7 protein-coding genes are annotated in these 12,545 nt (G+C 44.1%); 4 read left to right on the top strand and 3 right to left on the bottom strand.

Going from position 1 to position 12,545, the window contains the following annotated elements; all coding sequences use genetic code 11:
* The first annotated feature begins 17 nt into the window (after positions 1–17).
* Together BN1546_RS10215 and BN1546_RS10210 are read left to right on the top strand one after the other, a co-directional pair.
* Positions 18–1,010 carry an SPFH domain-containing protein gene (locus tag BN1546_RS10215; protein WP_090737392.1) on the top strand — a complete coding sequence of 331 codons (993 nt, stop codon included), beginning with the start codon at positions 18–20 and terminating at the stop codon, positions 1,008–1,010.
* Positions 1,011–1,270: 260 nt separating this feature from the next.
* Positions 1,271–5,011, top strand: coding sequence for an alpha-L-arabinofuranosidase C-terminal domain-containing protein (locus BN1546_RS10210; RefSeq protein WP_090737390.1), 3,741 nt, complete (start codon positions 1,271–1,273; stop codon positions 5,009–5,011).
* A 62-nt stretch (positions 5,012–5,073) separates the two neighbouring features.
* Here the strand turns inward: BN1546_RS10210 and BN1546_RS10205 are convergent.
* The 3 genes from BN1546_RS10205 to BN1546_RS10195 all read right to left on the bottom strand — a co-directional run bounded on the left by BN1546_RS10205 (position 5,074) and on the right by BN1546_RS10195 (position 8,754).
* Positions 5,074–6,236, bottom strand: a protein-coding gene (locus tag BN1546_RS10205) for an IS3 family transposase (protein ID WP_369690576.1) whose coding sequence is annotated in 2 segments (ribosomal slippage) — positions 5,074–5,972 and positions 5,972–6,236 — 1,164 coding nt in all. Because the reading frame shifts where the segments join, the coding sequence is not laid out codon by codon here.
* 145 nt (positions 6,237–6,381) lie between these two features.
* Positions 6,382–7,779, bottom strand: coding sequence for a phytase (locus BN1546_RS10200; protein ID WP_090737388.1), 1,398 nt, complete (start codon positions 7,777–7,779; stop codon positions 6,382–6,384).
* Between the two features lie 99 nt (positions 7,780–7,878).
* Positions 7,879–8,754, bottom strand: a complete 876-nt coding sequence (locus BN1546_RS10195; RefSeq protein ID WP_064962695.1) for a helix-turn-helix transcriptional regulator — start codon at positions 8,752–8,754, stop codon at positions 7,879–7,881.
* 193 nt (positions 8,755–8,947) lie between these two features.
* Here BN1546_RS10195 and BN1546_RS10190 point away from each other — a divergent pair, with 193 nt between their 5' ends.
* Together BN1546_RS10190 and BN1546_RS10185 are read left to right on the top strand one after the other, a co-directional pair.
* Positions 8,948–10,891 (top strand): glycoside hydrolase family 127 protein, encoded by a 1,944-nt coding sequence (locus BN1546_RS10190; RefSeq protein WP_090737386.1) that lies wholly within the window; start codon positions 8,948–8,950, stop codon positions 10,889–10,891.
* A gap of 27 nt (positions 10,892–10,918) precedes the next feature.
* Complete coding sequence (locus BN1546_RS10185) at positions 10,919–12,289, top strand: glycoside-pentoside-hexuronide (GPH):cation symporter (RefSeq protein ID WP_013368903.1); 1,371 nt, start codon at positions 10,919–10,921, stop codon at positions 12,287–12,289.
* The last annotated feature ends 256 nt before the right edge of the window (positions 12,290–12,545 follow it).

The raw sequence follows: 12,545 nt of genomic DNA, 5'->3' as shown, positions 1-12,545 counted from the left end.
AGGGATGGATACAGCACATGGGGTTCTTCAGGAATCAATTTGCAAATGTTGTTGAATGGGAAGAATTTAGGGATGATATGATTTTTTGGAAGTGGAGCAATCGTGAAATTAAAAAAGGCAGTAAATTGATTATTCGCTCCGGTCAGGACGCCATTTTTGTAAATAACGGCAAGATCGAGGGCATTTTTGAGAATGAAGGGTCATATAACATGGACTCGGATATTATTCCATTTCTATCGACATTAAAAGGATTTAAATTCGGCTTTAACAGTGGCATGCGGGTGGAGGTCTTATTCGTTAATACGAAGGAGTTTACGGTCAAATGGGGAACACAAAACCCGGTTTTGATCCCTACTCCCCAACTGCCAGGCGGGATGCCGATTCGTGCCAACGGCACATTTAATTTTAAAGTAAACGATTATGTTACGCTTATTGATAAGATTGCCGGGGTAAAGGACAGTTATCTTGTTGAGGATGTAAAAATACGGATTACTTCGGTGTTGGATCAGTTATTGATGAAGTGGATCAGCAGAGAAGGCAAGGATATGTTTAATCTACAGGCAAATGCTTCTGATATTTCGAAGGGCATTCAGGAAGATCTGGATATGCAAGTGATGGACAACGGTATGACGATTACAGGGTTTCATGTGATGAGCTTCAATTATCCTCAAGAAATCCAGGATATGATTACAAAGACAGCTTCTCATGAAATGATCGGTAATCTACAAAAGTACCAACAAGTGACGATGACCGACGGTATTGCATCGGGGAATGTAAAAGGCGGCGGTGCTGCTTCGGATATGGCGAGTATGATGATGGGCATGAATATAGCGAATGAAATGATGAAAAACTTGAACCCAAGCCAGAAGCCCCCGGCTGAGACTCAGCCTGCATCCGATGCTCCCACTCCTTCGGGTGACGGTAAAAGACCTAATTTTTGTCCGAATTGTGGCACAAAAAACGAGGGAGCTAACTTTTGTCCGAATTGTGGACAGAAATTGAACAGGTAGCCATAGCTAACCGCTGAACTGTTTCCTTTCAGGAAATTGCCGACTGGCTAAGTAATTCTATAAACCAAACAGCAGTTGTTGCAGAGTATTCTCTGTGATGACTGCTTTTTTAATATAGATTGTTCAAGCATTTTCTTTATAAATCCGATTTATTGGATTGAAAAAGGTACACAAGATAAGGTACTATAACTATATAGTACGTATTTATATTAACTAATTAGGTATTACATTAATAAACTATAGATATAGGAGCCATAAAGATGACCAAATTCCAAGATCAAATCATTGCGCGGTACAAGTTTGATGATGCAGAGAATGTCGGCAAGGATAGCTCTGGACAAGGTAATGACGGGATTGCTTCAGGCACAGCAGCACCTACGATCTCCCATACTACCGGAAGAGCGGCTTTGGCACTTGAGGGAGGTCCCAACGGAACATCTTATATTCAGCTACCTTCTGATCTGTTTAAAGATGTAAGCGATAACACCGGTGTTACAGTGACGGCTTGGGTAAACTTCGGCAGATTCACGGATATGTGGGAACGTGTTTTTGACTTTGGTAAATCCCACACGGGTCCTTACATGTTTATGACACGGAATCTGCGTGGAACTCTTTTCACTGAGGCTGACTTATCCGTAGACCCAGGAAGAGGTTTTGTCAGAGATGAATGGATGCACATAGCCCTGTCTGTAATCGGCACGGAAGGGGGCACATTAAGTAGTGCGGGCCCGGTGGTATATGTCAATGGTGAAGTGGCAGCAGACGGTTCCATCAGCCAAACCTCCAGCGGCAACTATGCCAAGCTGCGCAAATGGTTCGAAACGTTTGCAGATTCGACCAACTATAGTAACAATTTTATTGGTCGTTCCCAACATGCAGCGGATGTTGACTTTGCTGGCTTGGTTTCGGATTTCCGAATTTATAAAACAGGCTTGACGGCGGATGAAGTCATTGAGGTCATGTGCGATTCATTGACAGATGAGGAGATTGTGAAGCTTGCCCGCGATAAGTATTTATCATTTCCGACGACGATTATAACCAAAGACATATCTCTACCAACGGTTCTGATGGGTGGAAGAGTAGAAGTGACCTGGAAATCCAGCCAACCTAGTATACTCTCTGACAATGGACAGGTTCAGGCGATTACTTCCGCAGAGGGGGTCACCGTTACGGCTCTCTTGACCAGAGGTTCAAGTCGGATTGAAGAAAGCTTTGAAGTATCCGTTCTCCCAGAACAATTGCCTCCATACACGCTGACCATTCATGGGAATAAAGAAGTTGTGGATGTCAGCGAAGTGATGTACGGCTTATTCTATGAGGATATCAATAACGCCGCAGATGGCGGGATATATGCAGAACTTGTACAAAATCGCTCATTCGAATCCTTCGAGTTTGATACGTATTCCCATGCTTCGGGTGAATGTGGATGCTCTACAGGACGGAATCGCAATCCGCTGTTCGCCTGGTCTGGTGATACGGACAAGATGACTCCACAACATAGCGGTGGATTGAATGAGTTTTTGGGCGCAAAGGATAAGGATGTGAACTCTTATTATGTGACGGTAGCGGATGGGGCAACGATCCGGAACAAAGGCTTCTCCGATTCTAACCAGAATTGTGCCATGTCCATCCAAGAGGGTGCCAAGTATGAGTTCACCATCTGGGCAAAGGCCGATTCGACGGGTACCATCACACTGCAACTTCAAGACTCGAAGGAAAAGGACATCAGTGATCCGGTAACCGTACAGGTGGAAGGTGGCAGCACGTGGAAAAAATACGGTGTCGACTCCAAGCTGGTGCTGACAGGTACAGCTACGGTGCTGGGACAGCTGGCACTTACATTTGAAGGGGACATTTCCATTGATATGGTTTCCTTATTCCCACAAGATGTATGGGGAGCAGGAGAGGAAGAGCAATCCCCGTCGGCACACGCCAACTATCAGGGTAATCCGAACTACCGATTGAGAAAAGATCTGGTGAACGCACTGGTTGGCATGCATCCGAAGTTTTTGCGTTTTCCAGGTGGTTGTATTTCCGAAGGATCGTTTATATGGGAAAATGTATACGACTGGAAGGAATCCATTGGGGATATCGAGCTGCGCAAGGAAAACTTTAATGTATGGGGCTATATGATGACCATGGGTCTTGGTTATATGGAATACTTCCAGTTGGCAGAAGACCTCAATGCAGCTCCGCTTCCGGTTATGGCCTGTGGTGTGCTTTGCCAAGCCCGCTCGGATTATGCTCATCCGGCTGGAGGTGCATTAAGAGAATACTATATCAAGAATTTTACGGATCTGATCGACTTTGCGATCAGCGTTGATTTTGAGCATAATGAATGGGCCGCCATGCGTAAAAAAATGGGTCATGAAGCACCGTTCGATTTGCGTTATCTGGGCGTGGGCAACGAAAACTGGGGTACAGAGTTCTTCGCCAACTTTGAGGTGTTCAAGACATCAATTGATGAGTACATGGAGAAAAATTATCCGGGATATGAACTGCATATCATCTCCACGGTTGGCGCTCAAGCAGACGACGATGCTTATCAGCAGGGCTGGAAGTTCCTGAGTGGTAATATGAAGGGCTCTGCCAAGGTTGCCTTTGCAGATGGTAGCCAGGTGACGGAAGAAACTGTAACCTGGTATGAGAAGCAAAAAGACTATATGGACACCATTGCCGATGAACACTATTACCGTTCTAATGAGTATCTGTTGAATAATGTGGACCGCTATAATTACTACTATAGAGCTTATAACGCGGATGGCAGTGTCAACTGGAAAGAAACGTCGAAGGTTTTTGTTGGGGAATATGCCTCGACAGATAAAAATACATTGGCAGGCGCAGTAGCAGAAGCAGCAGTGATGGCGGGCTTCGAAAATAATGCTGATGTCGTCCGGTTGGCTGCCTATGCGCCGCTGTTTAACAAAGTCCTGACGGACGGAACTTACAGATGGACACCGGATTGTATCTGGTTCGATGACGAAACCGTGTGGTTTACACCAAACTATTATGTGCAGCAAATGTATGCCCAATATTTGGGCGATAAAGTATTGGCCACTTCGTTCTCTACTTACAAAAATGGCAAGCCGATCGACCTCATTCCTCAGGGTGGAATCGAAATCGCGACAGGCAACGCCGAGGTTGTAGTTAAGCGTGTGACCGTTACCTCCAATAAGGACGGCAGTGTACTGCTGGATCAAGATTTTACTAAGGAATTGAATTCATTATGGAAAGTTATTCCTGGCTCTGTAGGATCTACGTTGGAGGAAGGCAAGGGGCTTGTCCTCAAAGCCCAAGATAGCGGTCTGAATGGCTTGTACATCTTGAACGACAGCTGGAACAACTACAAGGTAGAGGTGGTTGCTTCTCGCCTTTCCGGCACGGATGGTTTTTATGTGGGTGCAGGCCTCACGGATATTACCACTGAGAAAAAGAACGTCATCGAATACGCGATTGGCTATGGCGGCAATGCTACTGGCGTGAAGGTTTACAAGCAAGGCATAGAAGGCTATACCATGGGTGATTACTCTTCCAGTACAGCGGCGGGCAACCTGAGAGCGGCGAGCTATGAAGAGTTGGCCGACAACACCGACTACACCATCACGGTGAACTATGGGGGGGAAACGGGCAACAACCTGATTTGCTCATACACCGACGGCAAAACTACCAGTAAAGTGCTGGACTACAAGTTGGAGGCTTACAACAGAGACGTGTTTAATTCGGTGACCCAAGATGCTGAACATGTATATGTGAAGCTTGTGAATTCCGATAACGTAGATAAGGCAACACAGCTGAATCTGGAAGATTTGAATGTTGAATCCAGTGCCAAGCTGATTACACTAACCGGCGATTCCTCGCTTGTTCATGTACCTAACGTGAATAAGAAAAATGATGAAAAGGTAGTGCCTACCGAACAGCAGGTCACACTTCATACGGATTCTGTCCTCTTACAATTACCGGCTAACTCGGTAAATGTATTGGTACTGGATCTTAAAGCGTAAAAAATGAAAACCCGCTCATTTGGTCATACCCCTGTCAAGTAGACAGAACTAAAAAGACATCTTTAAGCAGCAACCGTTTCTCGGTATTCAATCGGGGAACGGTTGTTTAATTTTTTCTGAAATCTATTTTCATTATAAAAAGAAATGTACTCCCGTACGTGTTGTTCTACCTCCGCTAGGGTTCCGGGTTTCGTTAAATAAATCTTCTCTGTTTTAAGATGGGAGAAGAAGGATTCTATGCAGGCATTGTCTAGGCAATTTCCACGCCTTGAATGGCTCCCAAGCATGCCAAGCCGCTTAAGTTTGCGGTTAAACGGCTTGGAGGTATACTGAAAACCCTGGTCTGAATGGAGAATGACACCCTCCATGTTCACGTTCTTACTTAGAACGTCTAGGGTCTCGCTAACTAGAGCAAGGTCATTTCGTTCCGAAAGACGCCAAGCCACGATTTCATTGTTAAACAGATCTTGAATGACAGAGAGATATACAAACCGCTCTCCAGCTCGTATGTATGTAATATCGGTAACCAGCTTGGATAAAGGAGAATCTGCCTGAAATTGTCGATCTAATCGGTTGGCATTTACCACAGATGCCTGTTTGCCAAAAAAGCGCCGCTTCTTTCGAATGACGGAACGGATCCCTAATTTCTTCATTAGGCGGTATACCTTTTTGTGATTGACCAAGATACCTTCTCTACGTAAAGCAACGGTCATCCGCAGATAACCAAAATAGGGATGGATCCGGTGGATCGACAACATATGCGATTCCAGAAGCTCTTCTTCTTGCTTACGCTGCTGGGTTGTTTGCTGATTCTTTCTCCATTTATAATATCCTGCCCGAGAAACATGGGCTAATTCAAGTAACCATTTCAACGAATATCGTGTTCGCATTCCCTCAATAATTTCAAACCTCGCTTCTTTCCTCGTCACTCCTTGTGTAGATTTGGATACTGCTTTTTTAAATATTCAATCTCCGCCCGTAGATACGCCATCTCCTCTTCGATACTGGAAAATTTCGTTTTGGGTCGTCCCTGCCTTGTGGTCGTTGGCTGGAGGTTCTCCCCCGCTCGATGTTTCATCACCCAGCTTTGCACTTGGGATTTATTACGAATGTCCAATTGTTTCGTCACTTCACGAATACTCATATGTTCTTCGTTCACCAACCGGACTGCCTCCATCTTTACATCTAAGGAGTATTGCCGGAATGATTGTCCCTTTTTAGCCATGAAAAATCCCCTCCGTTCAACAAGATTAAGTCCATCTTAACAGATGTCTTTTCTCTCTTGTCTACTAGAAGGGGATAATACCAATTGAGCGGGTTTTTCTATGGATCAAGTCAGAATGTTGTTGATTTTATTTCCCTGACGGGCATTACTTCGTGCTTCTGTTCACCAGTTCACGCGGATTGGTGCCATCGTCTATCGTTAGCGGGGTAACCGCACCTGTAGCAATTCGCTCCCAAGGTACCATTTTAAAGTTCTGATTTAACTTCTTGCCGTTTTGGAGATTTTCGTCATCTTGTGCAACGAAGATACCATGGGGGAAATTCTCGCCTAATCCGTAACCCAGAACATCAATACCGTCTGTGACAGACGTACCATCTACGGTAGGGCTGTCGCCGATTGTGAAGTTGCTTATATACGCATTGTCGCCTTGTCGTTCATAGATCGCATAGCTGCTGTTGCCTTGGCTGGAGGCCATGAGATACCCCTTGCCATCTTTGCCGTAATACAATGTGAGTCCCTCTATGTCATCGTGAAGTCTACGTCCATCTGCAATATCAACACGTCGCAGCGGCTTGGATGAACCGTCTGGCTCGGCACTATATTTCCAAATGGCGTAATCCTCTTCAGCAATGTAGAGCGTACCATATTCATCATCAGCGACCATGCCCTCGGATTGCGTAGCCAGCTTAAATTGGCGGACAAGCTTGCCGGCAATTTTACCGTTTCCATTGTCAGTCAGCTCATATTGCTCAAATTCACCCTCTTTGCCCAAAACGAGCGCATAAAACTTATCTGTCTTGAGGCTATGGTACAAACTGAATCCATATACTTCTTTCATGGTTGCTTTAATAGGTTTGTCAACCACATTGGTCAACGTTCCTGATACACCATCAATGGTAAAGATATCGATTGTGTTGTTGGTTCGATTGGTTGCACCTGCAATATCGACTTTTTTACCGCCCAATGTGAAACCGTAACGAAGATCCACGTTGTTCATTTTTCCGACTTTCATGTTTTGCAGTTGCTTGCCATCCAGGTCATAGACTAAAATTCCGCCGCCCTTATTGGTAGCTAAAATTCTGCTTTTATCCGGATCAACCGGACTAAGCCAGATTGCAGGGTCGTCAGCTGCATCTTCTCCATCCTCCACGGCTTCTGTTTCGACAGAGGGGAGCACTTTATAGGTGGGGACTGCGTCCTTGGGATCTGTATATTTGCTGTTCTCTGCTTCAAGCGTAGTAATCACTTTTGTAGGAAGATATACATTTCCATTGATCATCTTAATTTCTCGGTCTGCTTTTCCGCTTTGGCCAGCTAGACGATATTGCTTCTCACCGACTGTAAAGGTTCCGACAATGCCATTTTTCAGCTTGATCAATACTGAATGGTCATCACTATCCCATGTAATGGTTGCCCCCATTTTATCTGCTTGTGTTCGTAGTGATGCGTACCCGGATGGCTGAGTGTCTGCCGCATGGGTCAGTTCTGGTGATACCAGAATCCCTGTTAACATGGTTAATAATGCTAGTTTATTTACCTTCATATGTATGCCCCTTTTCTGAAGCGAAAATGATATAACCGACTCAGTATAAAGTGACAATATCAAAAGAATACAATCAAAATGTAAAAGAGACGTAAACATTCAATTGGCTGGTTTCCAGTATTGTTGTCTGTAATTTTTCGGTGACATTCCAAATCTCTCTTTGAAACACTTTGAAAAATAGCTGGCTTGAGAAAATCCTGTTTCCTCCGTAATTTGCTGGATGGACCAGTCGGTTTGCAGCAAAAGACTGCGTCCCTGATCCAGACGATAGTCCATCAAATATTCAAGTGGTGTGCGCTGGAAGGTGGCCTTCATGCATCTGGCAAGATAGTTTTGATGTACGTGAAAATGTGCCTCCAGGTCTTTATTCGTGATGGCATTTCTGTAGTTTTGTTTTAAGAATATTTCGATTTGTTCAGCTAACTTGGAGGAACTGCTTTTGTAATTCTCATCATATTCCAAACTCTGAAAAATATTCACAAATGTTTGTTGAGTCTCCCATAGAGCCAGCTTTCGAGTTTTTAAAGTAGAGGCTAGTAAATAGTCCAATTTGGAGAACAGCTCATGGGGATTAATTAGTTTTTGATATTTGGGTAGATGGATGGTGGTATGTTCTGAGTGAAAATGCAGCTCAGGAATGGGGGTGCTAGGGATAATAAGATTCGGCGAGGATTGGGCGCACCACATACTATTAGTTTGAAAATGAAACCAGTAAAAGGAGGTTTGTTCTGTACATGCCTCTATGGGGAAATGGTGCTTATCCGGCTCAAGAATAAGTGCATGATTTTCAGTTATCTTCCACGACTCATCCTCCTCACCGATGTGCAGTAGTCCTTCTTTAATAATAATTACGTCAAAATATCCCAAGTTATAGCGATTCGGATGCCAGTCCCCTTTTTGGTATGTAGTAAAATTCCCCTCAATGAAATAAGGCAATGGAGGGACAAGGAAAGATAGAAAGTCTGTTTTGCTCATGGAAGTCAGCTCCTTTGTGTGTGAAATCGTATAAGTTTTAGTTAAAGATCGCGATTTTTTTTATAAATTCAGGTTGATAAAATAAGGACTGTAGCAAGGGGAGTTCAGGTTAGCTTGTTCGATATTATCATTACTTTATCCTTATTTTTTCAAAAATGAAAGCGTTCTATTTTCAGGAAGGGATGTTTATCCAATGAAAACGGCAAAACCAGTGAAGCATGTCATCGTCGATGATTCATTTTGGAAAAAGTATAAGCAGGTTGTGGCGGAAGAGGTTATTCCTTATCAGTGGAAAGCATTAAATGATGAATTACCAGATACAGAACCCAGCCATGCGATTGAGAACTTTAGAATTGCGGCCGGGGAATCTAGTGGAGAGTATTATGGAACCGTTTTCCAAGATAGTGATCTTGCCAAATGGTTGGAGACGGTTGCTTTTAGTTTAAGGGATCATCCAAATTCTGCGCTTGAAGAGCGGGCTGATGAAGTCATTGATCTATTGGGAAGAGCACAAGCTGAGGATGGATATCTGAATACGTACTATTTGCTGAAGGAACCTGACAATCGTTGGACAAACTTAAGGGACAATCATGAGCTGTATTGTGCGGGACACTTTATAGAAGCGGCTGTTGCTTATTACGAAACGACGGGTAAGACGAAATTCCTCAACATTATGGAGAAATACGTAGACCTGATTCAGCAGATATTTGGTACAGAAGAAGGGAAGCGGAAAGGCTATCCGGGGCATGAAGAAATTGAGTTGGCCTTGATCAAATTATACGACGTAACGGCTAAGGATCAATACCTCAAATTAGCGCAATATTTTATCGAACAGCGGGGACAGTATCCTATTTATTTTGTGGAGGAGCAAGAAAAGAGAAAGCATATTCAAACAGAGCCCACCTGGAATGATGATAACAATATTAATTTTGGCCTAGGCTTCGAATATCAGCAGGCACACCAACCTGTGCGAGAACAAAAAGAGGCCGTTGGTCATGCGGTAAGAGCAGTGTATCTGTATATTGCGATGGCGGACCTAGCTGCAAAAACGGGAGATGCTTCTCTGCTACAAACCTGTGAAACGCTGTGGGATGATGTCACGAACCACAAAATGTACATTACTGCCGGAATCGGATCTACGGTGAACGCGGAAGCATTCACTTGCCATCATGATCTTCCCAATGACAGCATGTACTGCGAAACTTGCGCCTCTGTAGGGCTGGCTTTCTGGGCCAATCGTATGCTGCGCTTAGCGCCGGACCGGAAATATGCCGATGTTCTGGAGCGTGCGCTCTACAATGGAACGATTAGTGGAATGGATCTGGATGGGAAACGGTTTTTCTACGTGAATCCGCTGGAAGTCAATCCTTTTCAAAAATCGAGAAAAGATCAGGAACATGTAAAAACAGAGCGGCAAAAATGGTTCTTCTGCGCCTGCTGTCCACCCAATTTGGCGCGAATGATTGCATCGGTGGAGGACAATATGTACACCCAGACCGAGGATACGTTGTATACGCATCTGTATATTGCCAGCAAGGTGAACATGACTTTATCTGGACAAGAGGTTGAAATTACACAAACCCATCATTATCCGTGGGATGCAGATCTTGCTCTTTCGATCCATGTAACAGAGCCAACTGCATTTAAATGGGCACTGCGAATTCCAGGGTGGTGCAAGCAGGCAGAGGTCAAGGTGAATGGGGAAGTCATATCACTAGACCATCTTGAAAAAGGCTATGTCGAGATTCAGCGCACTTGGAAGGATGGGGATATGGTAACTTTGCACTTGGCTATGCCGGTGGAGCGTATTCGGAGCAACCCGCTTGTCTCCATGAACCAGCAGCAAGTTGCTCTTCAACGTGGTCCAGTTGTGTACTGTCTGGAAGAAGCGGATAATGGGGCGAATCTGGCAGGATTAAGATTACCAAAGGATAACCCCGTTACAGAAGAATTTAGCGAAAATCTGCTGGGTGGCATTGTAAAGCTGACCATAGAGGGATATCGGGTAAAAGGTTCAAATGCATTATACAGCTCGGAGCCCCCTGAACTTGTTCCTCAACAAATTACCGCCATTCCTTACTACGCCTGGTGCAATCGGGCCAAAGGGGAAATGCGTGTATGGGTTTATGAATCATAATTCATTCGCATGGGGAGAGGAAAGATCATGAGTACGAGAATTGTGAGTACGGAACCACCCGAAAAAGCAGCCAGTACCGTTCCTTTTCATCGTAAAATCAGCTATTCGTTAACGGATACGGCAGGCAATCTACTATACTGTGTTATTTCCAGTTATCTATTATATTTTTATACGGATGTATTCGGTCTTTCTATTGGGATTGCCGGAACATTACTATTTATCACCCGTTTTATTGATGCCATTGATGCCCCGATCTGGGGCATCCTGATTGACCGAACCAAATCAAAATACGGCCAGAGCAGACCTTATTTTCTATGGCTAGCTGTTCCGTTTGCCGTGTTCATGGTCCTTACGTTTACGACGCCCAATTGGAGTGAATCGGGGAAAATTGCATATGCGGCCATCACTTATATCATAGCGGGTATTTTGTATACGGGAATCAGTACACCGATTACGTCTATTCTGCCTAACCTAAGCACCAACTCCAATGAACGCGTGGTCTTGAACTCTTTCCGTATGGTCGGGGGAAACGTGGGCTTCTTCATCGCCACCACGTTCACCTTACCTCTGGTCGCCTTCTTTGGACAGGGGAATGACCAAAAAGGATTTTCTCTAACGCTCGTTTTATTTGGAATTATGGCGATTATTATGTTTTTCATAGCGTTCGCCGATTTGCGTGAAAATGCGGCAGTGAAAACGAAATCTGTTCCCATTGCTAAAAGCTTTACAGCCATCAAGCGAAACTGGCCCTGGATGCTCGTTGTAGCTGCTAACCTGTGTTACTGGATCGGTTTGAATATTCGTTCTGCCACGCTTATCTTTTATCTGCAATACAATCTGGACAGTAAGGACTTGGTGCCTTTAATCAACGGACTGACCTCTTTGCAATTAATCTCTATGGTTCTGATTCCGTTGTTTGCCAGAAAATTAAGTAAAAATACGATCATGATTATCGGATTGATATTAGCTGCATTAGGTCAAGTTGTGATTTTAATGGGAAGTACAAACTTAACCCTTATTATTGCCGGCTGGATCATTGGAGCATTAGGATCAGGCTTTGCGTGTTCTATGCCATTTGCCATGTTGTCCGATACGGTTGATTATGGGGAATGGAAAAATGGAATTCGGGCAAGTGGATTCCTGACTTCTATTGGAAGCGCATTCTGTATTAAAGCAGGTAGCGGAATTGGCGGATTATTGCCAGCATGGGTTATGGGTAGCACGGGCTATATTGCTGGAAAGGTTCAGACCCCGACTGCTTTGTCTGGCATTCAGTTCAGCTTCATCTGGCTGCCGTTTATCGTCTTCTTGATCGGAATTATCCCTATGTTTTTCTATAAGAAATTCGAAAAGAATGAAGCTTCTATTCAACAAGACTTAATTGCGAGAAGATCATAGGTATTCTCTTAACAAGGTGTTATGCATACCTAGGGATGGTGTAATCCTGTTTCAAAACCTGTTCACCGAGCTGAGCAGGTTTTTCACCTTTTTTCTATTCTAATGTGAGCAAACGCATTGACAGAATTTTCTTTTGGAGTGATACTTCTATGTAGAGAAAAGTGTACAGAATCAAGAGCCAGAGACATCTAGCCTTGCAACTTTATACATTTTTTCGCTATGAAAGACTCTTCTGTTGAAGGGTTTTTTTTCAATT

Origin of the sequence: Paenibacillus sp. Mc5Re-14, from assembly GCF_001049835.1 — a bacterium.
Taxonomy (GTDB): Bacteria; Bacillota; Bacilli; order Paenibacillales; family Paenibacillaceae; genus Paenibacillus; species Paenibacillus polymyxa_C.
This window is presented reverse-complemented; position numbering and strand designations above follow the sequence as displayed.